The organism is Pseudomonas sp. MAFF 730105, assembly GCF_055380705.1.
In genome coordinates, this window is sequence record NZ_AP018438.1 from 1 (window position 1) to 23,173 (window position 23,173).

At 59.4% G+C, this 23,173-nt stretch carries 18 protein-coding genes and 2 pseudogenes; 11 read left to right on the plus strand and 9 right to left on the minus strand.

All coding sequences use genetic code 11. The features are described from left to right. Window positions 1-199: 199 nt before the first annotated feature. From dnaA to gabP, 5 genes are all read left to right on the plus strand, one after another. The gene (gene dnaA, locus PCOSP_RS00005; protein ID WP_139641408.1) at window positions 200-1,714 is read left to right on the plus strand and encodes a chromosomal replication initiator protein DnaA; all 1,515 of its coding nucleotides are present in this window, start codon (window positions 200-202) and stop codon (window positions 1,712-1,714) included. Window positions 1,715-1,753: 39 nt separating this feature from the next. Further along, window positions 1,754-2,857: a DNA polymerase III subunit beta gene (dnaN, locus tag PCOSP_RS00010; protein WP_139641410.1), complete on the plus strand. Its 1,104-nt coding sequence runs from the start codon at window positions 1,754-1,756 to the stop codon at window positions 2,855-2,857. Between the two features lie 17 nt (window positions 2,858-2,874). Then, window positions 2,875-3,978: a DNA replication/repair protein RecF gene (recF, locus tag PCOSP_RS00015; RefSeq protein WP_464710027.1), complete on the plus strand. Its 1,104-nt coding sequence runs from the start codon at window positions 2,875-2,877 to the stop codon at window positions 3,976-3,978. A gap of 5 nt (window positions 3,979-3,983) precedes the next feature. After that, window positions 3,984-6,401 (plus strand): DNA topoisomerase (ATP-hydrolyzing) subunit B, encoded by a 2,418-nt coding sequence (gene gyrB / locus PCOSP_RS00020; RefSeq protein ID WP_139641414.1) that lies wholly within the window; start codon window positions 3,984-3,986, stop codon window positions 6,399-6,401. Between the two features lie 299 nt (window positions 6,402-6,700). Further along, on the plus strand, window positions 6,701-8,095 hold the full coding sequence (gene gabP, locus PCOSP_RS00025; protein WP_464710030.1) for a GABA permease: 1,395 nt from the start codon (window positions 6,701-6,703) through the stop codon (window positions 8,093-8,095). 115 nt (window positions 8,096-8,210) lie between these two features. Here the strand turns inward: gabP and PCOSP_RS00030 are convergent, their stop codons facing one another. Beyond that, window positions 8,211-8,945 carry a response regulator transcription factor gene (locus tag PCOSP_RS00030; RefSeq protein ID WP_175362262.1) on the minus strand — a complete coding sequence of 245 codons (735 nt, stop codon included), beginning with the start codon at window positions 8,943-8,945 and terminating at the stop codon, window positions 8,211-8,213. 212 nt (window positions 8,946-9,157) lie between these two features. Between PCOSP_RS00030 and PCOSP_RS00035 the strand changes: the two genes are divergently transcribed. Beyond that, the gene (locus PCOSP_RS00035) at window positions 9,158-10,696 is read left to right on the plus strand and encodes a sensor histidine kinase (RefSeq protein WP_139641421.1); all 1,539 of its coding nucleotides are present in this window, start codon (window positions 9,158-9,160) and stop codon (window positions 10,694-10,696) included. 155 nt (window positions 10,697-10,851) lie between these two features. Here the strand turns inward: PCOSP_RS00035 and PCOSP_RS00040 are convergent. From PCOSP_RS00040 to glyQ, 4 genes and pseudogenes are all read right to left on the minus strand, one after another. Further along, window positions 10,852-11,630: pseudogene (locus tag PCOSP_RS00040) on the minus strand (lysophospholipid acyltransferase family protein). Window positions 11,631-11,710: 80 nt separating this feature from the next. After that, window positions 11,711-12,244: a D-glycero-beta-D-manno-heptose 1,7-bisphosphate 7-phosphatase gene (gene gmhB, locus PCOSP_RS00045; protein WP_139641425.1), complete on the minus strand. Its 534-nt coding sequence runs from the start codon at window positions 12,242-12,244 to the stop codon at window positions 11,711-11,713. A 3-nt stretch (window positions 12,245-12,247) separates the two neighbouring features. Then, complete coding sequence (gene glyS / locus PCOSP_RS00050) at window positions 12,248-14,302, minus strand: glycine--tRNA ligase subunit beta (protein ID WP_139641427.1); 2,055 nt, start codon at window positions 14,300-14,302, stop codon at window positions 12,248-12,250. After that, window positions 14,299-15,252: a glycine--tRNA ligase subunit alpha gene (glyQ, locus tag PCOSP_RS00055; RefSeq protein WP_024777767.1), complete on the minus strand. Its 954-nt coding sequence runs from the start codon at window positions 15,250-15,252 to the stop codon at window positions 14,299-14,301. Before glyQ ends, glyS begins: the two co-directional genes overlap by 4 nt. Window positions 15,253-15,333: 81 nt before the next feature. Here glyQ and tag point away from each other — a divergent pair, with 81 nt between their 5' ends. The 4 genes from tag (at window position 15,334) to PCOSP_RS00075 (ending at window position 18,867) form a co-directional block, all read left to right on the plus strand. Continuing rightward, on the plus strand, window positions 15,334-15,891 hold the full coding sequence (tag, locus tag PCOSP_RS00060; protein WP_139641429.1) for a DNA-3-methyladenine glycosylase I: 558 nt from the start codon (window positions 15,334-15,336) through the stop codon (window positions 15,889-15,891). Window positions 15,892-15,933: 42 nt separating this feature from the next. Beyond that, window positions 15,934-16,821 carry a lysophospholipid acyltransferase gene (locus PCOSP_RS00065; protein WP_024777765.1) on the plus strand — a complete coding sequence of 296 codons (888 nt, stop codon included), beginning with the start codon at window positions 15,934-15,936 and terminating at the stop codon, window positions 16,819-16,821. A 734-nt stretch (window positions 16,822-17,555) separates the two neighbouring features. Then, window positions 17,556-17,912 (plus strand): DUF6124 family protein, encoded by a 357-nt coding sequence (locus PCOSP_RS00070; RefSeq protein WP_464710032.1) that lies wholly within the window; start codon window positions 17,556-17,558, stop codon window positions 17,910-17,912. A 166-nt stretch (window positions 17,913-18,078) separates the two neighbouring features. After that, entirely contained in the window at window positions 18,079-18,867 is a 789-nt protein-coding gene (locus tag PCOSP_RS00075) for an SDR family NAD(P)-dependent oxidoreductase (RefSeq protein WP_139641431.1), read from the plus strand. 170 nt (window positions 18,868-19,037) lie between these two features. On the opposite strand, the pseudogene PCOSP_RS00080 reads toward PCOSP_RS00075, so the two are convergent. Together PCOSP_RS00080 and PCOSP_RS00085 are read right to left on the minus strand one after the other, a co-directional pair. Next, window positions 19,038-20,164: pseudogene (locus PCOSP_RS00080) on the minus strand (GGDEF domain-containing protein). Between the two features lie 200 nt (window positions 20,165-20,364). After that, window positions 20,365-20,928, minus strand: coding sequence for a TetR/AcrR family transcriptional regulator (locus PCOSP_RS00085; protein ID WP_139641433.1), 564 nt, complete (start codon window positions 20,926-20,928; stop codon window positions 20,365-20,367). 149 nt (window positions 20,929-21,077) lie between these two features. Between PCOSP_RS00085 and PCOSP_RS00090 the strand changes: the two genes are divergently transcribed. Next, entirely contained in the window at window positions 21,078-21,776 is a 699-nt protein-coding gene (locus tag PCOSP_RS00090) for a glutathione S-transferase (protein WP_139641434.1), read from the plus strand. Between the two features lie 105 nt (window positions 21,777-21,881). Here the strand turns inward: PCOSP_RS00090 and PCOSP_RS00095 are convergent, their stop codons facing one another. Together PCOSP_RS00095 and PCOSP_RS00100 are read right to left on the minus strand one after the other, a co-directional pair. Next, entirely contained in the window at window positions 21,882-22,256 is a 375-nt protein-coding gene (locus PCOSP_RS00095) for a lysozyme inhibitor LprI family protein (protein ID WP_081993370.1), read from the minus strand. A gap of 118 nt (window positions 22,257-22,374) precedes the next feature. After that, entirely contained in the window at window positions 22,375-23,145 is a 771-nt protein-coding gene (locus tag PCOSP_RS00100; RefSeq protein ID WP_175362259.1) for a MetQ/NlpA family ABC transporter substrate-binding protein, read from the minus strand. Between the last annotated feature and the right edge of the window lie 28 nt (window positions 23,146-23,173).

Consider the following 23,173-nt stretch of genomic DNA (forward strand, 5'->3'; position numbering starts at 1 on the left):
GAGTTTCGCCCCCACTTGTACAACGACCTCAGGCCCGGTTATCCACAGAGCTTATCCACTGACCGCCTGTCGTCTTTTTATGAGTTAACGCATTGATAAATCGTGGATGAGGATGAACCTGCGTGTGGATAAGTGGACGTCTGCTCGCTACAATGGCCGCTTGTTTTTGCCTCACCGGCTTTCAACTTAGGGGATGTCCGTGTCAGTGGAACTTTGGCAGCAGTGCGTGGAGCTTTTGCGCGATGAGCTGCCTGCCCAACAATTCAACACTTGGATCCGCCCACTACAGGTCGAAGCCGAAGGCGACGAGTTGCGCGTCTACGCACCGAACCGTTTCGTTCTCGACTGGGTCAACGAAAAGTACCTGGGTCGGGTCATGGAGCTGCTCGACGAGCATGGCAATGGCATGGCGCCTGCGTTGTCCTTATTAATAGGCAGCAAGCGCAGCTCGGCCCCGCGCGCGGCTCCGAATGCACCGCTGGCTGCTGCGGCCTCCCAGGCCCAGGCTGCCGTGGCACCGGCAAGCCCGGTCGCCCCGACTCCCGCGCCAAGCAAAAGAAATCCGCAGAAAGTGGCCGAAGCCAGTGAAGAGCCCTCCCGGGACAGCTTCGACCCGATGGCGGGCGCCAGTACCCAACAGGCGCCGGTACGCGCCGAGCAACGCACTGTGCAGGTCGAAGGTGCGCTCAAGCACACCAGCTATCTGAACCGCACCTTTACCTTCGAGAACTTCGTCGAAGGCAAATCCAACCAACTGGCCCGGGCGGCAGCCTGGCAGGTGGCGGACAACCCCAAGCATGGCTACAACCCGTTGTTCCTGTATGGCGGCGTGGGCCTGGGTAAAACCCACTTGATGCACGCTGTGGGTAACCACTTATTAAAGAAGAACCCGAATGCCAAGGTCGTGTACCTGCATTCCGAGCGTTTCGTGGCCGATATGGTCAAGGCGCTGCAACTGAATGCCATCAACGAATTCAAGCGCTTCTACCGTTCGGTGGATGCGCTGCTGATCGACGACATTCAGTTCTTTGCCCGTAAGGAACGCTCTCAGGAAGAGTTTTTCCACACCTTCAACGCGTTGCTTGAAGGCGGACAGCAGGTCATTCTCACCAGTGACCGTTATCCGAAGGAAATCGAAGGCCTGGAAGAGCGCCTGAAATCGCGTTTCGGCTGGGGCCTGACGGTGGCCGTCGAGCCGCCGGAACTGGAAACCCGGGTGGCGATCCTGATGAAGAAGGCCGACCAGGCCAAGGTCGAGCTGCCGCACGATGCCGCGTTCTTCATCGCTCAGCGTATACGTTCGAACGTGCGCGAGCTCGAAGGTGCGCTCAAGCGGGTGATCGCGCATTCCCACTTCATGGGGCGCGACATCACCATCGAGCTGATTCGCGAGTCCTTGAAGGATCTCCTGGCGCTTCAGGACAAGCTGGTTTCTGTGGATAACATTCAGCGAACTGTTGCTGAATACTACAAAATCAAGATATCCGATCTGCTCTCCAAACGCCGTTCGCGTTCGGTGGCCCGGCCGCGCCAGGTGGCCATGGCCTTGTCCAAGGAGCTGACCAACCACAGCCTGCCGGAAATCGGCGATGTGTTTGGCGGACGCGACCACACCACGGTGTTGCACGCCTGCCGCAAGATCAACGAACTTAAGGAATCCGACGCGGACATCCGCGAGGACTACAAGAACCTGCTGCGTACACTGACCACTTGATGACCACTAGCGCAGCTTATTAAGGCAAGGGACTAGACCATGCATTTCACCATTCAACGCGAAGCCCTGTTGAAACCCCTGCAACTGGTCGCAGGCGTCGTCGAACGCCGCCAGACCTTGCCGGTACTTTCCAACGTGCTGCTGGTTGTCGAAGGCCAGCAACTGTCGCTGACCGGTACCGACCTGGAAGTCGAGCTGGTCGGTCGTGTGCAGCTTGAAGAGCCGGCCGATCCGGGTTCCATCACCGTGCCAGCGCGCAAGCTGATGGACATCTGCAAGAGCCTGCCCAACGATGCGCTGATCGACATCAAGGTCGATGAGCAGAAGCTCGTGGTCAAGGCCGGGCGCAGCCGTTTCACTCTGTCGACCCTGCCCGCCAACGACTTCCCGACCGTGGAAGAAGGCCCTGGTTCGCTGACCTGCAGCCTTGAGCAAAGCAAGCTGCGCCGCTTGATCGAACGCACCAGCTTCGCCATGGCCCAGCAGGATGTGCGTTACTACCTCAACGGCATGCTGCTGGAAGTGTCTGCCGGTGTTATCCGCGCTGTTGCCACTGACGGTCACCGCCTGGCGATGTGCTCGATGCAGGCTGATATCGGTCAGCCGGATCGCCACCAGGTGATCGTACCCCGCAAAGGTATCCTGGAGTTGGCGCGCCTGCTGACCGAGCCGGACGGCAACGTCAGCATCGTGCTGGGCCAGCACCACATCCGCGCCACCACCGGGGAGTTCACCTTCACCTCGAAGCTGGTAGACGGCAAGTTCCCCGACTACGAGCGTGTGTTGCCTAAAGGCGGCGACAAACTGGTGCTGGGTGACCGCCAGGCGCTGCGCGAGGCCTTCAGCCGTACCGCGATTCTGTCCAACGAGAAGTACCGCGGCATCCGCCTGCAACTGGCCAGCGGTCAGTTGAAAATCCAGGCGAACAACCCGGAACAGGAAGAAGCGGAAGAAGAAGTGGGCGTTGATTACAACGGCGGCTCCCTGGAAATCGGCTTCAACGTCAGCTACCTGCTCGACGTGCTGGGTGTGATGACCACTGAGCAAGTACGCCTGATCCTGTCGGATTCCAACAGCAGTGCGTTGGTGCAGGAGTCCGATAACGACGATTCGGCTTACGTTGTCATGCCGATGCGTCTGTAATAATCAGCAGAAGCTAGATGTCCTTAAGTCGCGTCTCGGTCACCGCGGTGCGCAATCTGCACCCGGTGACCTTCTCCCCCTCCCCCCGAATCAATATTCTTTACGGCGCCAACGGCAGCGGCAAAACCAGTGTTCTGGAAGCCATACACCTGCTGGGGCTTGCCCGTTCGTTTCGCAGTACCCGCCTGTTACCGGTCATCCAGTACGACCAACTGGCCTGTACGGTCTTTGGACAGGTGGAGCTGGCGGAAGGTGGGCAAAGCGCGTTGGGCATTTCACGGGACCGGCAAGGCGAGTTCCAGATCCGCATCGATGGCCAGAACGCCCGCAGCGCCGCGCAACTGGCGGAAATCCTGCCATTGCAGTTGATCAACCCGGACAGTTTCCGTCTGCTGGAGGGTGCGCCGAAGATTCGCCGACAATTCCTGGATTGGGGCGTGTTTCACGTGGAGCCGCGCTTCATGGCGACCTGGCAGCGCTTGCAGAAGGCGCTGCGCCAGAGAAACTCTTGGCTGCGACATGGTACACTTGACGCCGTTTCGCAAGCGGTTTGGGACAGGGAACTGTGCCAGGCCAGCGCTGAAATCGATGAATACCGCCGCGCTTACATCAAAGCCTTGAAACCGGTCTTCGAGCAGACCTTGAGCGAGCTGGTTGAGCTCGAGGGCCTGACGCTCAGCTATTACCGAGGCTGGGACAAGGACCGGGAACTGAGCACCGTACTGGCTGGCTCGCTGCAACGGGACCAGCAGATGGGCCATACCCAGGCTGGACCTCAACGCGCTGACTTGCGCCTCAGATTGGGCGCCCATAACGCCGCGGACATTTTGTCCCGGGGTCAGCAGAAGTTGGTGGTGTGTGCCTTGCGTATTGCCCAGGGGCACCTGGTCAGCCAGGCCCGTCGCGGTCAGTGTATTTATCTGGTGGATGACCTGCCGTCCGAGCTGGACGAGGCCCACCGTCGGGCGCTTTGCCGTTTGCTGGAAGACTTACGCTGCCAGGTTTTCATCACCTGTGTAGATCACGAATTATTGAGGGAAGGCTGGCAGACGGAAACGCCAGTCGCTCTGTTCCACGTGGAACAGGGCCGTATCACCCAGACCCACGACCATCGGGAGTGAAGGCATTGAGCGAAGAAAATACGTACGACTCAACGAGCATTAAAGTGCTGAAAGGCCTGGATGCCGTACGCAAACGTCCCGGTATGTACATTGGTGACACCGACGATGGCAGCGGTCTGCACCACATGGTGTTCGAGGTGGTCGACAACTCCATCGACGAAGCCCTCGCTGGCTACTGCGACGACATCAGCATCATCATCCACCCGGATGAATCCATCACCGTTCGTGACAACGGTCGGGGCATCCCGGTAGACGTGCACAAGGAAGAAGGCGTTTCCGCGGCCGAGGTCATCATGACCGTGCTGCACGCCGGCGGTAAATTCGATGACAACTCCTACAAGGTTTCCGGCGGGCTGCACGGCGTAGGTGTCTCTGTGGTCAACGCGCTGTCCGAGGAGCTGGTGCTCACCGTGCGCCGCAGCGGCAAAATCTGGGAACAGACCTACGTCCATGGTGTACCCCAGGCACCGATGGCCATCGTTGGCGACAGCGAAACCACCGGTACCCAGATCCACTTCAAGGCTTCCAGCGAAACCTTCAAGAACATCCACTTCAGTTGGGACATCCTGGCCAAGCGGATTCGTGAGCTGTCCTTCCTCAACTCCGGTGTCGGCATCGTCCTCAAGGACGAGCGCAGCGGCAAGGAAGAGCTGTTCAAGTACGAAGGTGGCCTGCGTGCATTCGTTGAATACCTGAACACCAACAAGACTGCGGTCAACCAGGTGTTCCACTTCAACATCCAGCGCGAAGACGGCATCGGCGTGGAAATCGCCCTGCAGTGGAACGACAGCTTCAACGAGAACCTGTTGTGCTTCACCAACAACATCCCGCAGCGCGATGGCGGCACCCACCTGGTGGGTTTCCGTTCGGCGTTGACGCGTAACCTGAACAACTACATCGAACAGGAAGGCCTGGCGAAGAAGCACAAAGTCGCCACCACCGGTGACGATGCCCGCGAAGGCCTGACGGCGATCATTTCGGTGAAAGTGCCGGATCCGAAGTTCAGCTCCCAGACCAAGGACAAGCTGGTGTCTTCCGAAGTGAAGACCGCGGTCGAGCAGGAAATGGGCAAGTACTTCTCCGACTTCCTGTTGGAAAACCCGAACGAAGCCAAATTGGTGGTCGGCAAGATGATCGACGCCGCGCGTGCCCGTGAAGCGGCGCGCAAGGCCCGTGAGATGACCCGCCGCAAAGGTGCCCTGGACATCGCCGGCCTGCCGGGCAAACTGGCTGACTGCCAGGAAAAGGACCCTGCCCTGTCCGAACTGTACCTCGTGGAAGGTGACTCTGCTGGCGGCTCCGCCAAGCAGGGACGCAACCGCCGGACCCAGGCCATCCTGCCCCTCAAGGGCAAGATCCTGAACGTCGAGAAGGCGCGCTTCGACAAGATGATCTCCTCGCAGGAAGTCGGCACGCTCATCACCGCGCTGGGCTGTGGCATCGGCCGCGAAGAGTACAACATCGACAAGCTGCGCTATCACAACATCATCATCATGACCGACGCTGACGTCGACGGTTCGCACATCCGTACCCTGCTGCTGACGTTCTTCTTCCGTCAGTTGCCGGAGCTGATCGAGCGCGGCTACATCTATATAGCCCAGCCGCCGCTGTACAAGGTCAAGAAAGGCAAGCAGGAGCAATACATCAAAGACGACGACGCCATGGAAGAGTACATGACGCAGTCGGCCCTGGAGGATGCGAGCCTGCACCTGAACGAAGACGCCCCGGGCATTTCCGGTGAGGCTCTCGAGCGCCTGGTCAACGACTTCCGCCTGGTGATGAAAACCCTCAAGCGCCTGTCCCGCCTGTACCCACAGGAACTGACCGAGCACTTCATCTATCTGCCTGCCGTCAGCATGGAGCAACTGTCCGATCACGCAGCGATGCAGGATTGGCTGGCCCAGTACGAAGTCCGCCTGCGCACCGTCGAGAAGTCCGGCCTGGTCTACAAAGCCAGCCTGCGTGAAGACCGCGAGCGTAACGTCTGGCTGCCGGAGGTCGAACTGATCTCCCACGGTCTGTCGAACTACGTCACCTTCAACCGCGACTTCTTCAGCAGCAACGACTACAAGACTGTTGTATCCCTCGGCGCGCAACTGAGCACGCTGCTGGATGAAGGCGCCTACATCCAGCGTGGCGAGCGCAAGAAAGCCGTCACCGAGTTCAAGGAAGCCCTTGAATGGCTGATGGCCGAAAGCACCAAGCGCCACACTATCCAGCGATACAAAGGGTTGGGTGAGATGAACCCGGATCAGTTGTGGGAAACCACCATGGACCCGGGCTCGCGCCGGATGCTGAAAGTGACCATCGAAGACGCCATTGGCGCGGACCAGATCTTCAACACCCTGATGGGTGATGCGGTCGAGCCTCGTCGTGACTTCATCGAGAGCAATGCGCTGGCAGTGTCTAACCTGGATTTCTGATCCTGCGGCAGTGCTGCTACAAAAAAAGCCAACGCTCATGCGTTGGCTTTTTTTTACGCCTGAAAGCAGCGATTCCATGGCAGACCGTGCGGTCGAAAATCGGGTAACCCGGTAACACTTCGGAACAAATCCTTCATTCTCAGTCCCTTGCATATCGGCCTAGACCCCCGGGACCACGGGTTCTCAGGTTTTCTGGCGTAAAACTTGCGTGTTAAATAAACAACACCTCGTTTCTTTAAATTTACAAGAGGCGGTGGTACGAGGCGGTACGAATAAATTCAAGATCAAGGGTAGTCTCAATGAGTGGTACGCAAACTTCCAACAATCTGGAGCAAGGGCTCAAACCCCGTCATGTGACGATGCTCTCCATCGCCGGCGTGATTGGTGCCGGGCTTTTCGTAGGCTCCGGTCATGCTATCGCTGCGGCCGGTCCGGCCGTGCTGTTGGCCTACGCCGCCGCCGGTGCATTGGTGGTGTTGGTGATGCGGATGCTGGGTGAAATGGCGGTGGCTTCGCCGGACACCGGTTCGTTCTCGACTTACGCTGATCGTGCGATTGGTCATTGGGCCGGCTTCACCATCGGTTGGCTCTACTGGTGGTTCTGGGTGCTGGTGATTCCCCTGGAGGCCAACGCTGCTGCAACCATCCTGCATGCCTGGTTTCCGAATGTGGCCATCTGGGTATTCACTCTGGTCATCACGTTGCTGCTGACGATCACCAACCTGTTCAGTGTGAAGAACTACGGAGAATTCGAGTTCTGGTTCGCCTTGGTCAAGGTCATAGCGATCATTGGCTTCATTGTTCTTGGTACGTTGGCGATCTTCGGTCTTTTACCCAACAGCCAAGTCAGCGGTGTTTCGCACTTGTTCGACACCCAAGGCTTCCTGCCAAACGGTATGGGCGCAGTGTTGGGCGCGATCCTGACCACCATGTTTTCGTTCATGGGCACTGAGATCGTGACCATTGCGGCGGCCGAATCGAAGAACCCAGGGCAACAGATTTCCAAGGCCACCAATTCGGTTATCTGGCGGATCGGCTTGTTCTATCTTGTGTCGATTTTCATGGTCGTATCCCTGGTGCCATGGAATGACCCGCTGCTCGCCAGCGTGGGCTCTTACCAGACTGTGCTGGAACGCATGGGCATTCCCAACGCCAAGCTGATCGTCGATATCGTGGTGCTTGTGGCGGTGACCAGTTGCTTGAACTCGGCGCTCTACACGGCGTCGCGCATGATGTTTTCGTTGGGCAAGCGCGGTGATGCACCGGCCGTTGCCCAGCGCACCAACAAGAGCGGCACGCCTTACTGGGCGGTGATGCTTTCGACCGCTGCGGCGTTCCTGGCGGTGTTTGCCAACTACGTGGCCCCGGCGGCGGTGTTCGAGTTCCTGTTGGCCAGCTCCGGCGCCATCGCACTGCTGGTGTATCTGGTGATCGCGTTCTCGCAACTGCGCATGCGCAAGCAACGCATGGCCCGTGGGGAAAAAATCGCCTTCAGCATGTGGTTGTTCCCAGGCTTGACCTACGCGGTGATCATTTTCATCGTCGCGGCCCTGACCATCATGCTGTTCCAGGAAGCCCACCGTGTGGAGATCCTGGCGACCGGGCTGTTGAGCCTGCTGGTAGTGGTCTCCGGATTGCTGGTGCAGCGCCGCCGGATTGCAAAAACAGGAAGCCTGGTACAGGCACGCGGCTGATTTGATCGTTCCCACGCTCAGCGTGGGAATGCAGCCAGAGACGCTCTGCGTCTCAAAGAGCCGAACGCAGAGCGTCCGTTGAGGCGTTCCCACGCAGAGCGTGGGAACGATCAACCTAGCTCGCCACCGATGTTTCGCTTCCCGCCGTCACACTCTCCAACCGATACCCATACCCATAAATCGTCAACAACTGCCAACCTCGGTCCGCCGTCAGGCCCAGCTTGTTGCGTAGGCGATAGATATGGGTGTCGAGCGGACGGGACGAGGTCATTTCTTCGTGGGTCCAGAATCGCTCGTAGAAATATTCCCGGGACAGTGGGCGACCCAGGTTGGCGAACAGGCAACGGGCCAGGCGGTATTCCCGTTCGGTCAGGCTGATCGGGATACCGGCTCGGGTTACGGTCAGCTCGGCGTCGTCGAAGGCCAGGTCGTTGAACACCAGCACGTCGCTGGCCGGAGCGCGTTGCAGGTTATGACGACGCAACACCGCGGTGACCCTGGCCTTGAGCTCGTTGGGCCGGAAGGGTTTGCTCACGTAATCGTCGGCGCCGGCATTGAGCGCCTGGACGATGTCGTGTTCGCCGTCCCGGCTGGTGAGCATGATGGCGGCCGGTGGCGCATCCATGTGCTCGCGGGTCCAACGCAGCAGTGAAAGGCCGCTGATATCGGGCAGTTGCCAATCGAGGATCAGCAGGTCGAAGGTCTCCCGCCGCAGTTGCCGCAACAGGTCTTCGCCACGTTCGAAACTGTGCAGGGTCCAGGTTTGCTCACCCCTGCCGGGGATCTGTTGCAGTGTCTGTTCCACCCGGCGCAGCTCGGCCGGTTCGTCATCCAGTATGGCGACACGCATGGGACGCGATTCCTTGATCTCGAAAGTAACGGACATCATCAGGGGCACGCAATCTGCCATTTTTATTGCCGTTCCCCTGTCGCAGGCTGCGACAATACCGGCTCACGGCGCAGAGGGAAAGGCAACCGCACGCCGCCCATCGAGTCCGCTATAGTCTTGGGCTTCACATCAAACAAGAAGCCACTCCTCTCTCATGTTCGGTCAGGGCATCCATGAGTCATCCGCGTCGCAGTGAAAGCCGTGAACCCACCCAGGCCCAGCGATTGTTTCGTCAGTTGGTGCGGGAATGGTTGTGGATAAGTCTGCTGCTGTTACCGGTGACGGCGCTGTTGTCGCTCAGTGTCCAATCGGCTCGCCATGGATCGAGCGTCGTATTATCGGTGTGCCTGGTAGCCTGCGTGCTGGGACTTTTACTGCTGCGCCCTCACTTGGCCCTGTGGACAATGGTGGGTGGCATGGCGGCGGCATTGTCGATCAGTGCTGTGCTGGCGTTAGAGGGCTGGTGGTGGTCGCCGCTGGCGAGTGTATTGGGCATGCTGTTTGGCTACCTGATCTGGAACTGGCGACGCCTGAGCGTAGTGCTGGCCTATTTCGGCTGGGAGCTGGCGCGCCTGGACGCGGAGCCGAAAGTGTTTCCGGAACGCCGACGCACCCCCTACACCGGCAGTGACCGCCTGCAGGGCCAGATCATGGCCCTGGAACAGGCCATGGGCAGGACCCGCGACACCCGCCGCTTCATTGCTGACGGCCTGGAATACCTGCCCGTCGCGACCATGATCAGCGATCCGCAAGGCCGGATATTGCTCGGTAACCGCAAGGCCCGGGATCTTTTCGGCCATGTCCTGGCAGGCGGCGATGTGCTGGAACAGCTTGTGCAACTGGGGTACCCAGCGCTGGAGCGTGAACCCCATCACCGGTTATCCACACTGCCCTTGGTGGAGTTTCGCGACACTCGCGAACGCAGCCTGCGCCTGGAGCGTGCCCCGCTCATGCCGGTGGACGGTGATACGCCCATTGGCTGGTTGCTGAGCCTTATCGACCTGAGCGCCGAGCGAGAAGCCGAAGAGCAGCGCAGCGTGATGTTGCGTTTTCTCTCCCACGACTTGCGTGCCCCCCACTCGGCGATCCTGGCGTTGCTCGACGTGCAGCGGCATCAGACGGGAGGAAGTAATCTGCTGTTCGATCAGATCGAGCGTCAGGTTCGTCGCGCCCTGGACCTGACCGATGGCTTCGTGCAACTGGCCAAGGCGGAATCCGAAGCGTACCAATTCCAGCCGACCCTGTTCGCCATGCTGATTCTGGATGTGCTGGACCAGGCGTTACCCATTGCCCAGGCCAAGCGCATCCAACTGACTCATGCCGTGGATGATGAAGAAGCGATGGTGAGGGCGGATCAATCCCTACTGACCCGTGCGCTGTTCAACCTGCTGGAAAATGCCATCAAGTACAGCGCGCCCGATAGCTGGATTTCGTTGGTGGTTCGCGGCGCGGAGGGTTGGTTGATCTGTGAAATCAGCGACCAGGGCAAAGGCATTGGTGTCGATGAGCTTCCCGATCTGTTCAGTCAGTATCGGCGGTTCTCGTCGGCCCACGGCGTGGATGGGATTGGCTTGGGATTGTCGATGGTCAAAGCCGTGGTGGACCGCCATGGGGGACAGATCGAATGTCACAGCGTGGTCGGTGAAGGTACGACGTTCAGCTTGCGGTTTCCCTTGCTGGGGGACGAAGCGGAAGATCGCAACCTTCTATAGAAACGGTTCCAGGCAGCGAATCGCTCAGGCGCTATAAAAAACTTATGCACCTTCAGACTGGTTTTATGTTTTTAAGAAATATGCATTAAAAACAACCAGTTACAAGATAAAAGCTGTGTTTATCGAATAAACGGTACACAGCTTATCCACAGATATCAGACAGCGAGTTGATCCGTAGCCGCCGGTGTCGTGGGGGTCGGGGGAGCGAGCCCATGTCCCGCTGGGTCTGTTCGTTCCAGGCCTGGACCCGGTCGTTGAGGTCGGCAATGGCGCGGGGCCCACTGCCTTGGGCATACATTGGCTCGCCGATGACCACGGTGATGGTCCCTGGCGTCCTGATCCAGCCAGCCTTGGGCCAGAATTTGCCGGCATTGTGTGCAATCGGCAGTACAGGCAGATCGGCGTTCACTGCCAATGCCGAACCGCTGCGGGAAAACTTGCCGACCGTGCCGTACGGCACACGGGTACCTTCCGGGAAGATCAATACCCAGACGTTGTCCTTGAGCAGCTCGTCGCCCTTCTTCGCCACTTGCTTGAGCGCAGCCTTGGGATTGTCGCGATCGATGGCAATCGGCCGCAGCATCGCCATGGCCCAGCCGAAGAACGGTACGAATAACAGTTCACGCTTGAGCACCTGGCTCAGCGGCTCGAAATAGGCCGACAGGAAGAACGTCTCCCAGGTGCTCTGATGGTTGGACTGGATCACGCAGGGCCGCTCAGGCACGTTTTCGGCGCCCTTCACTTCATAGCGAATACCCAGGAACACTTTGCTTAACCACAGTGCGCAACGGCACCAGTACACGTTGATGAAGCGGTAGCGCGCCTTGAACGGCATGAAAGGCGCGACAAAAAAACTCAGGGAGCACCACAACAAGGAACTGGTGCCCAACAGCAGGTAAAAGAGAAAAGATCTGATGGCCTGCAATATCGACATAGCGGCATTTACCGTTGCGGGCAATGCCCGCCTGTTCAAGCGCTTCCCGAACAATCCTTGATCAGGATGTCTTGGGAGCTCTAATTGTGGATAAGTTCAGCGGCAATCGCCGCCAGGTCGTCAAAAATCAGGGTGCCTACCGGTAGGGTCTTGCCCAGAGTCTTCTCGCCTTTCCCGGTTTTTACCAAAACTGGCTGACAATCGACGGCCTTGGCCGCCTCCAGGTCACCGAGGCTGTCGCCGACGAACCAGACGCCCGCCAGCGGCACAGCATAATGCTCGGCAATGGCCTTCAACATGCCCGGTTTGGGTTTGCGGCAATCGCAACCTTCATCCGGCCCATGGGGGCAATAGACGATCAGCCCGACTTCGCCGCCCTGCTCGGCCACCAGGGCGCGCAAGCGCTCATGCATGGCGTCGAGGACCGCGAGGTCATAGTAACCGCGGGCAATGCCCGACTGGTTGGTGGCAACCGCCACCGTCCAGCCGGCCTTGCTCAACTGCGCAATGGCTTCGATCGAGCCGGGGAGCGGCAACCACTCCTCCACCGATTTGATATAAGCGTCGGAGTCGTGATTGATCACCCCGTCCCGATCGAGAATCAGCAGTTTCAAGGTTTACCCCAGCAGCGAAATGTCGGCGACGCCGAGGAACAGACCCCGCAGACGCGACAGCAGTGCATAACGGTTGGCCCGTACGCTGGCGTCTTCGGCATTGACCATCACTGCCTCGAAGAACGCATCCACCGGTTCACGCAGTGCCGCCAAGCGTGCCAGGGTTTCGCTGTACTGACGTGCCGCGGCCATCGGCTGTACTGCCTGGTCTGCCTGCTGGATCGCCGAATACAGAGAGAACTCGTTGGCGTTGTCGAAGTATTTGGCTTCGACGGTGGCCGCGATATTGCCTTCGGCCTTGCTCAACAGGTTCGACACACGCTTGTTCACCGCGGCCAATGCTGCCGCTTCCGGCAGTTTGCGGAAGGCCTGGACGGCTTGCACGCGCTGGTCGAAGTCCAGGGCCGAACCCGGCTTCAGGGCGCGCACCGACAGGTAGGTGGCGACGTCGACGCCTTCATCTTCATAACGCGCGCGTAGGCGGTCGAAGATGAACTCCAGCACCGCATCGGCCAGGCCGGCGGCCTTGACCTTGCTGCCGAACGCGTTGACGGTGAAGGCCACCGCGTCGTTCAGGTCCAGGTCCAGCTGCTTGTCGATGAGGATCCGCAACACACCCAGCGCCGCGCGACGCAGGGCATAGGGGTCCTTGCTGCCGGTGGGCAGCATGCCGATGCCGAAGATGCCGACCAGGGTGTCGAGCTTGTCGGCGATGGCCACGGCCGCACCGGTCAGCGTGGTCGGCAGTTCGGCGCCGGCGCCGCGGGGCATGTACTGCTCGTTCAGCGCCAGGGCGACGTCCTGCGGCTCACCGTCGTTGAGGGCATAGTAGTAACCGGCGATACCTTGCATCTCCGGGAACTCACCGACCATCTCGGTGGACAGGTCGCATTTGGACAGGATGCCGGCACGAGCCGCGCGCTGGGCGTCGCCGCCGATGCGTGGGGCAATGAAGGCCGCCAACTTCGAAACGCGCTCGGCCTTGTCGTAGACGCTGCCGAGTTTTTCCTGGAACACCACATTTTTCAGGCGTTCGTTGAAGCTTTCCAGCGGTTGCTTCTTGTCTTGCTTGAAGAAGAACTCGGCGTCGGTCAGGCGCGGGCGAACGACTTTTTCGTTACCGGCGATGATCTGCTGCGGGTCCTTGCTTTCGATGTTGGCAACCGTGATGAAGCGCGGCAGCAACTTGCCGTCGGCGTCCAGCAGGCAGAAATACTTCTGGTTGTCCTGCATGGTGGTGATCAGCGCTTCCTGCGGCACTTCAAGGAAACGTTCCTCGAACGAGCACACCAGCGGCACCGGCCATTCCACCAGCGCGGTCACTTCGTCCAGCAGGCTTGGTGGCACGATGGCGGTGCCTTCCTGGCGGGTGGCCAGCTCTTCGGTGCGCTTGCTGATCAGCTCGCGGCGCTCGTTGGCATCGGCCAGCACGTAGGCGGCACGCAGGTCGGCCAGGTAGTTGGCCGGCGAGGTGATGCGTACGCTTTCCGGATGATGGAAGCGGTGACCGCGAGAATCGCGACCGGCCTTCTGGGCCAGGATCGTGCAGTCAATGACCTGGTCGCCGAGCAGCATGACCAGCCATTGGGTCGGACGGACGAACTCTTCCTTGCGCGCGGCCCAGCGCATGCGCTTGGGAATCGGCAAGTCATTGAGGGAGTCTTCGACGATGGTCGGCAGCAGGCTGGCAGTCGGCTTGCCCTTGATGCTCTGGCTATAGCGCAGCTTCGGGCCGCTCTGGTCGATTTCGCTCAGGTCCACGCCACACTTCTTGGCGAAGCCCAGGGCAGCCTGGGTCGGATTGCCATCAGCGTCGAACGCGGCCTGGCGTGGCGGGCCGTCGAGGTTGATGCTGCGGTCCGGCTGCTGGGTCGCCAGGCCGGTGATCAACACGGCCAGGCGGCGCGGCGCGGCGTAGACGTGCTTGGTTTCGAAGTTCAGGCCGGCAGTTTGCAGGCCTTTTTCGATACCGGCCAGGAACGCATCGGCCAGGGTATTCAGGGCTTTGGGTGGCAGTTCCTCGGTGCCCAGTTCAACCAGAAAATCTTGAGCACTCATTGTGCAGCCTCCAGCTTAGCCAACACTTCATCACGCAGGTCCGGGGTCGCCATCGGGAAGCCCAGCTTGGCACGGGCCATCAGGTAGGCTTGCGCGACGGAACGCGCCAGGGTGCGTACACGCAGGATGTATTGCTGGCGCGCCGTCACGGAAATCGCCCGACGTGCGTCCAGCAGGTTGAAGGTATGGGAAGCCTTCAACACCATTTCATAGCTCGGCAACGGCAGCGGCTGGTCCAGTTCGATCAGGCGCTTGGCTTCGCTTTCATAGAAATCGAACAGTTCGAACAGTTTGTCGACGTTGGCGTGTTCGAAGTTGTAGGTCGACTGTTCCACTTCGTTCTGGTGGAACACGTCGCCATAAGTCACTTTGCCGAACGGGCCGTCGGCCCATACCAGGTCGTAGACCGAATCCACGCCTTGCAGGTACATGGCCAGGCGTTCCAGGCCGTAGGTGATCTCGCCGGTGACCGGGTAGCACTCGATGCCGCCGGCCTGCTGGAAGTAAGTGAACTGAGTCACTTCCATGCCGTTGAGCCAGACTTCCCAACCCAGGCCCCAGGCGCCCAGGGTCGGCGATTCCCAGTTGTCTTCGACGAAACGGATGTCATGCACCAGCGGGTCGAGGCCCACGCGCTTGAGGGAGCCCAGGTACAGTTCCTGGAAGTTTTCCGGGTTCGGCTTCAGGACCACCTGGAACTGGTAGTAGTGCTGCAGACGGTTCGGGTTTTCGCCGTAGCGGCCGTCAGTCGGGCGGCGGCTGGGCTGCACGTAGGCGGCGTTCCAGGTTTCCGGGCCGATGGCACGCAGAAACGTGGCAGTGTGGAAAGTGCCGGCGCCTACTTCCATATCGTAGGGCTGAAGTACCACGCAACCTTGCTCGGCCCAGTATTGCTGGAGGGCGAGGATCAAGTCTTGGAAGGTACGCACGGCTGGCGTAGGCTGGCTCACGAAATTCACCTGTTTCTTGGGCTGCGATTTAAAGAGCGGGAGTATACCCGATTCGTTCGTGCGCACGCCCCCTGGAGCCTTATGCCACGCTGCTTTTGGTGTTCCGAAGATCCGCTGTACATGGCCTATCACGATCAGGAGTGGGGGACGCCGCTGCGCGATGCGCAGGGTTTGTTCGAGTTGCTTTTGCTCGAAGGGTTCCAGGCCGGGCTGTCCTGGATCACCGTGCTGCGCAAACGCGCCCGTTACCGCGAGGTGTTGTACAACTTCGACGTACAGCGGGTGGCGCAGATGAGCGATGCCGAAATCGAGGACCTGATGCAGGACCCCGGCATCATCCGCAACCGCCTCAAGCTCAAGGCTGCGCGCCGCAACGCCCAGGCCTGGCTGGCGCTGGAAGACCCGGTGGCGTTCCTCTGGTCGTTCGTCGGCGACAGGCCCCTTATCAACCATTTCAAGGACCGTACCGAAGTGCCGGCCATCACTCCCGAAGCCGTGCAGATGAGCAAGGGCCTGAAAAAGGCCGGCTTCACCTTCGTCGGGCCGACCATTTGCTACGCCTTCATGCAGGCCTCGGGGATGGTCATGGATCACACCCAGGACTGCGACCGCTACGCCGAGCTGGCAAACGGCGGTTAGAATAGCCGGCTCGCAACACGCCCATGAATTCAGGAGTGACCTGTGGATAAGTTGAAAGGCGCCTTGCTGGTCGGCGCTCTGCGGTTATTTGCGCTGCTGCCTTGGCGGGCGGTGCAAGCGGTGGGGTCGGCCATCGGCTGGCTCATGTGGAAACTGCCCAACCGCTCCCGCGACGTGGTGCGGATCAACCTCGCCAAGTGCTTTCCCGAGATGGACCCGGCCGAGCGCGAACGCTTGGTGGGCCAGAGCCTGAAGGACATCGGCAAATCCCTGACCGAAAGCGCCTGCGCCTGGATCTGGCCGGCCCAGCGCTCCATCGAACTGGTGCGCGAAGTCGAGGGCCTGGAGGTATTGAAAGAAGCCCTGGCGTCCGGCAAGGGCGTGGTGGGCATCACCAGCCACCTGGGCAACTGGGAAGTGCTCAACCACTTCTATTGCAGCCAGTGCAAACCGATCATTTTCTACCGCCCGCCCAAGCTCAAGGCGGTGGATGAACTGCTGCAAAAGCAGCGGGTACAACTGGGCAACAAGGTCGCGGCGTCCACCAAGGAAGGCATCCTCAGCGTCATCAAGGAAGTGCGCAAGGGCGGCCAGGTGGGTATCCCCGCCGACCCGGAACCGGCCGAATCCGCCGGCATCTTCGTGCCCTTCTTCGCCACCCAGGCCCTGACCAGCAAGTTCGTCCCCAACATGCTCGCCGGCGGCAAGGCCGTCGGCGTCTTCCTCCACGCCCTGCGCCTGCCGGATGGCTCCGGCTACAAAGTCATCCTCGAAGCCGCCCCCGAGGCCATGTACAGCACCGACACCGCAACCGCCTGCGCCGCCATGAGCCAGGTGGTGGAGCGTTACGTGCGGGCGTACCCGAGCCAATACATGTGGAGCATGAAACGCTTCAAGAAACGCCCGCCGGGCGAGGCGCGGTGGTACTGAAGGCCTGTTGCTTCATAAGATCGGTCCCACTGGGATTTGTGGTGAATGCAGCGTCTGCTGCACCCAAGAAACCCTGTGGGAGCCGAGCTTTCTCGCGATGACGGCGACACAGTCAACATCGGTGCAAGCAGACCCACCGCCATCGCGAGCAAGCTCAGCTCCCACAGGATTTGGGATGGATGCGATGTCTGTGAACCGCCCGGAAAAAACTGTGGGAGCGAGCCTGCTCGCGATAGCGCCCTCACAGCCGCCGCTGAATTAACTGACTCCACCCTCCTGTGGCGAGGGAGCTTCGCAATAGCAGCCCCAACTTCCTACAGACGATCCGCCCCAGCCCTGCTTTCCAACCAAGCAGAGGCAGCCCCTGGCTCGCGAATTCCAGGCCTTACCGTCGCCTGTTTATTCTCCCAAGGCCACCCTTCCCCCAACCCACGCATCCTTGCGCCTTTGCCTACAACTACGCCAGAATCCGCCCGCTTGTGCACCCTGTCCCCGGGTTCTATTGTCTTCCTGCCACTGCTCATCAGTGGTCGGGTTTAGTAGCCCGTGGTTTCCCGCAAGATGCATGAGCTCCATTCAGGCAGGTATTTTCCATCCCTGTTCTTGATGGTGGCTGTGCGCAGGGCGCTTCGGCGCGCCGGCAATGCTGGAATCCCCGGTCTACTAACCTGCGTACAGCCGCCACCCTTCTTTTAGTAGGGAAGAGGTCGCGGCCTCACTGAGGATTCCAGCTTATGTTCAAAGTAACTCCAAACCCTCCGGAAACGGAGCAAGCCTCCCCGCGCACAAAATCCAGGACCAAAAAGCTCGATGAAGCCGCGGAGCGCGCCCTGGATTTCTATCTCTCACCCAAAGAGACGAAACCCGACGATCCCCAGCCGGGCCAGATATTCACAATCGTAAAAGACATCGACAACGAATCCCTGCTCGCCAACCTCACCGAAACCCTGGCCTCGGCTGACGCCATGATCAACGACCTCGCCTTCGAACTGGAAGGTTCACGCCGTCATGTGGCACTCGGTATTCAGCAACTGATCGAGCTGGGTTCGTTGATGGCAAATCGGGTGCTGGATAACGTTGAGTCGCGCTAGCAGGTAGACATTCGCTCAATCAACGAAGCAAACCCGACACCGCTTGTCGGGTTTGCTTCGTTTTACTGGATTGTCGCTATCTTCAATCGTTGTACGAAGAACTCGTAAATATCGTCTCGCCAAACATCGCACAGCCCCCTGGTCCATTACTCAAGGAGTCCCTCCCATGAAAATCGACTTCACCGGCCGTTACGTTTTAGTCACCGGCTCCACCAGCGGCATCGGTTTTGCCACCGCCAAAGGCTTCCTCGAAGCCGGCGCCAATGTGGTCCTCAACGGACGCAGCGAGAGCAGCGTGCAGGACGCGTTGCAGCGCTTGGGCGAGCTTGCCTCCAAAGCCGAAGGCTTTGTGGGCGACCTCAGCAACGCGTCAGGCTGCCAGGCATTGGTCGCCAAGTACCCGCGTTTCGATGTGGTCATCAACAACCTGGGCATCTTCAAGCTGGAAGATTTCTTCGACACGCCGGACAGCGAATGGCAGCGCTTCTTCGAAACCAACGTGATGTCCGGCGTGCGTGTTTCCAGGGCCTATGCGCAGGGCATGGTCGAGCGTGGTTGGGGGCGGATTGTGTTTGTCTCGTCGGAATCCGGCGTGAATATTCCTGCCGACATGATCCACTACGGTTTCACCAAGACCGCCCAACTCTCCATTGCACGCGGCCTTGCCAAGCGCCTCGCTGGCACGGGCGTTACGGTGAACTCGGTGCTGCCCGGGCCGACGCTGTCCGAAGGGGTTGCCCAAATGCTCCAGGCCGATGTCGAGCGCACCGGCGAAAGCCTGGAAAAGGTGGCGGCGGATTTCGTCAACGAGCACCGTAGCACCTCGATCATCCAGCGCGCGGCGCGGGTCGAGGAAGTCGCCAACATGATCATCTATGCCAGCTCGGAGCAGGCCTCGGCGACCACAGGGGCGGCGCTGCGTGTCGATGGGGGTGTAGTGGACAGCATCGTTTAGCAGGGGCATCGACATTCCGAGCCTACAAAAACGGGTCTGCATTCATATGCGGCCCTGCTTGGTTTGATTCATGTGACGAAGGTGCTACTTCCACGCCGCCGAGCGGGAGCAAGCTCCCTCGCCATGGGATCGGGGATGTCTTTCGGTTCCTGCGCCGGGCAAATCCACCCCTACTGCGCCACTGCCACCTGATTGCGCCCCAACGCCTTAGCCCGATACAGCGCCTTATCCGCGTTATTCATCAAGCTATGCAGATCCTTATGCCCAGCCTCCGTCGACGCGACGCCGAGGCTGGCCGTTATTCCGTGAACCGGCTCGATCATCAACCCGCCAATGGTCTGGATCAGTTCTTCTGCAATCTTGATGGCGACCTCGATGGAAGTGTCCGGAAGCAAAATCGCGAACTCTTCCCCGCCCAGTCGACCGTGAATGTCCGTCGCACGAAAGGACGAGCTGATGACCACACCCATCTGGCGCAACACCTGATCCCCAACCTGATGGCCGTAGGTGTCGTTGATCTGCTTGAAATGGTCCATGTCCAGCATTACCGCACACAACCCCTGCCGATTGGTTTTACAGTCGTTATAGAGCCGTTGGGCATGTTCGAAAAAAGCCCGTCGGCTTTTCAGACCCGTCAGTTCATCGGTTTGGGCTGCGCGGGTTGAAATACTGTTCGCCTGCTCCATCTCACGGGTCAATCGGAAAGCGGTTTCCAGTGCCTGGGACATTTTGTGTGTGGCGCGGGCGGCAAATGCCGCGAACACCACAATCGAAAGCGCCATGCCGACTTGGATCGGAAAGGGTTGAAACAGCAGCCAGGCGGTGCATGGCAACAGAACCAGGCCAATGGAGACGAGCGTCATATCGCGGTAGGCCGAATAGCAGGACACCGCGCTGACGGACATGCCGACCGTAAAGAGCATGACCAATGCCTGCACCAAGAGATCGTCTGCCGGCATGACCGCCAATGCGCCTCCCCCCAGATGCTGGCGGACAGCACGAGGGTGATCCAGTATTTGCGCTCCCAGTGCTGAGGCGTGCGTTTGCTTTCGTCGCTGCGAACATAGGCAATGAACAACGAGACGCGCAACAACGTCGACCCGGTCAGGATGGCCAGCCACCAGAAGATAACGCTATGGTCAAAGCGATCCCAGCACAGCCAAGACAGCATGATGGCCGCGAGGTAACTGCCAAAAACCGCGGAAACCGATTGGCGAAAAAGTTGCTGTAACCGGTCAGTTCGCACCTGCTCGGCGATGAACAAACCCTGGTCATCCCGAGATCCTAGGCAACCCATATGATCCACCTGATCGTGACGCAACTTAAAAAAACGATTGTGGCACCTTGCCAGCAACGCAAACAACCGAATTACACCCATTGTAGGGCCCTTGAAGCATTATCCTGCCCTCGAACGCACTCTAGGCATGGCAAAAACCTCGGCATTCTCGGTGGTCGGCAGAATGTTGCCCTGATCCTGCAGCGTTTTTGCGACGGCAGTCAGGCTGGAATCAACCCCGACTCCTGGTAGCTCGATATCAGGTCGTCGAACAGGCCGATATCCCCCCGGGTTCGCGCAATTAACTGAGCGCCTGCAACCGCGGTGTAAATGGCAAGGGCTCGACGCTCACAGGTTGGCGTGTCGCCTGCCCCGAGATCGGCCAGTACCTGGGCCAGCCACTTTACGTTAACGTCCGCAAACGCCTTGACCTCTCGCATCACCTCTTCAGGCAGGTCTTCGGATTCGGCTGCCATGAAGCTGGACAGGCAGAGCCTGTTACCGTTCTGAAGAGACGTGCGAAAAATGGAGGGGTAGAGCTGCAGGCACCGTTTCGGATCGACATTGGTGGCGCGGATTTCTTCAAGCGCCCGCTGCACATCCTGCCAGTAGCGTTCAGCGACCGCAGCGCCCAGGCCGGCCTTGCTGGGGAAGTGGTAGTAGATGCTCGCATTCTTGATGCCGACTTCTTCGGCAATGCTGCGGAAATTGATACCGCTGTAACCGTGTAGCTGGGCGGCGGATTTGGCCGCCGCCAATATGGCTTCTCGAGCATTTTCGTTCACGTTGCCACCTCGCATCGAGATTCAAGTTCATCAGATGCGAGGGATTCTACGCGCAGATCCGCTTACCTGCCAATTGTCAGGTAGGGGATTGACGACGTCGAAAGTTCGGTTCAGTCTTTACCTACCAACTGACAGGCAGGGAATAAATCATGACTTTTCCACAGCAACGCAGTGACGCATCGCCAACGACTTCCAAGCTGAAAATCTACGATTGGTTCAATGGCCCTTATCCCGCCCGAGTGCGCATCGCACTGGCGGAAAAGGGCTTGCTGCCAAACGTCGAGTTTGTGTCGGTCAATCTCTGGACGGGCGAGCACAAGAACCCCGAGTTCCTGGCCATCAATTACTCCGGGACACTGCCCGTGCTGGAATTGAGCGATGGGACGCGGATCGCAGAGTGCACGGCGATTACCCAATACCTGGATAGCCTGGACGGCCATCCGACGTTGACGGGCGAAACGCCTGTTGAAAAAGGCATCATCCATATGATGACCAAGCGTGCCGAAATCGAGTTTCTCGATGCCGTCAGCACGTACTTCCACCATGCCACGCCGGGCCTCGGCCCAGAGGTCGAGCTATACCAGAATGCTGAATGGGGCGGCCGGATGCGTGACAAGGCGATCCGGGGCATGCGCTATTTCGACAACCTTCTCAAAGACCAGCCCTTCGTGGCGGGCGATAAGTTTTCGATGGCCGATATTGCGGTACTGGGCGGCATGATCTTCGCCTCGCTGGTGCAGCTCCCGGTGCCTGAAGAGTGCCTGGCGCTTCGAGCATGGCACGCCAGGATGCAGGAGCGCTCCAGCGTCCAGGCATGGCGTGCCATGGTCGAGCGTGGCGCTGTGTAGCGTTGAGCCGTGATAGCAGGTGAACCGCCAAAGAAAAACCCGACGCTTTACGTCGGGTTTTTCTTTGGGTACGACTGCAAGCCCGATGTGCTCGTGGTTTACGGCTTACTCGACTTGCGACAGCTTGGCGTCGTCGCAACCGGCAGCACGGCACTCGCGCTCGACAGCCTTGAGTATGACGATACGCGCTTCGGTCTTCTCATTGGCACAGTCCAGGTAGAGCAGGCCATCGTTGGAGCAGGCGTTGTCACGAATCTTGATCCACTGGATCTGAGCGGCTTTCACCTTTTTCTTTTGATCCGGGTTCAGAGCACTCATCGTCTTCTTGTATTGATCATTGATTTCCTGATCCGACTGAACCATTTTCAACGACGCGCAATAGGTTCTGTCATAGGCGTTTCTAGGGTTATCGCAACTCATCGCGGATGCCGATGCGGATGCCATTGCCAGCAGTGCCCCAACCAACAAAGACTTGATCACTTACTTCTCTCCCTGAATGCCCTCTATTCATTAGAGGTCGTGGCGTGGAATTTATCATGAGTGCAAAAAAAACGGGCCTGCATTCCCACGCAGCCCCGTTTTTTCATCACCGATCAGATCAGAACGCCGGCAACACCGCGCCTTTGTACTTCTCCAGAATGAACGCCTTCACTTCCGGGCTATGCAACGCAGCCGCCAGCTTCTTCATCGCCTCGCTGTCCTTGTCATCCTCACGGGCTACCAGGATGTTCACGTAAGGCGAGTCGTTGCCTTCGATCACCAGCGCATCCTTGGACGGATCCAGCTTGGCTTCCAGCGCGTAGTTGGTATTGATCAGCGCCAGATCCACCTGAGTCAGCACGCGGGGAATGGTCGCGGCTTCCAGTTCGCGGAATTTCAGGTCCTTCGGGTTCTCGGTGATGTCCTTGGTGGTCGACAGGATGTTGGCCGGATCCTTCAGCTTGATCACCCCGGCCTTCGCCAGCAGCAACAGCGCACGGCCGCCGTTGGTGGCGTCGTTCGGGATCACCACGTTGGCGCCGCCTGGCAGTTCTTCGAGCTTCTTGTACTTATTGGAATACGCGCCCAGGGGTTCCAGGTGCACACCCGTCACGCTTACCAGGTGCGTGCCCTTGGCCTTGTTGAACTCATCCAGGTACGGCTGGTGCTGGAAGAAGTTGGCATCCAGGCGCTTCTCGGCGACCTGTACGTTCGGCTGGATGTAGTCGGTGAAGACCTTGACCTTGAGGTCCACGCCTTCTTTGGCCAATGCCGGTTTGACGAATTCGAGGATTTCCGCGTGGGGCACCGGCGTTGCCGCAACGGTCAGGGTATCGGCGTGGGCGGAAAATGCTGCGGCGGCAGCGAAGGCAACCAGTAACTTCTTCATTCAGCTAACTCCTTGTGGGGCGCCCGCT

Bases quoted from the DNA above. Each gene is read 5' to 3' on its own strand.
- dnaN (WP_139641410.1), top strand. From the start codon at position 1,754: ATGCATTTCACCATTCAACGCGAAGCCCTGTTGAAACCCCTGCAACTG.
- PCOSP_RS00030 (WP_175362262.1), bottom strand. From the start codon at position 8,945: ATGCGTGTCGCCATACTGGATGACGAACCGGCCGAGCTGCGCCGGGTG.
- PCOSP_RS00100 (WP_175362259.1), bottom strand. From the start codon at position 23,145: ATGAAGAAGTTACTGGTTGCCTTCGCTGCCGCCGCAGCATTTTCCGCC.
- glyS (WP_139641427.1), bottom strand. From the start codon at position 14,302: ATGAGTGCTCAAGATTTTCTGGTTGAACTGGGCACCGAGGAACTGCCA.
- tag (WP_139641429.1), top strand. From the start codon at position 15,334: ATGCCACGCTGCTTTTGGTGTTCCGAAGATCCGCTGTACATGGCCTAT.
- PCOSP_RS00075 (WP_139641431.1), top strand. From the start codon at position 18,079: ATGAAAATCGACTTCACCGGCCGTTACGTTTTAGTCACCGGCTCCACC.
- recF (WP_464710027.1), top strand. From the start codon at position 2,875: ATGTCCTTAAGTCGCGTCTCGGTCACCGCGGTGCGCAATCTGCACCCG.
- PCOSP_RS00070 (WP_464710032.1), top strand. From the start codon at position 17,556: ATGTTCAAAGTAACTCCAAACCCTCCGGAAACGGAGCAAGCCTCCCCG.
- gabP (WP_464710030.1), top strand. From the start codon at position 6,701: ATGAGTGGTACGCAAACTTCCAACAATCTGGAGCAAGGGCTCAAACCC.
- PCOSP_RS00035 (WP_139641421.1), top strand. From the start codon at position 9,158: ATGAGTCATCCGCGTCGCAGTGAAAGCCGTGAACCCACCCAGGCCCAG.
- PCOSP_RS00090 (WP_139641434.1), top strand. From the start codon at position 21,078: ATGACTTTTCCACAGCAACGCAGTGACGCATCGCCAACGACTTCCAAG.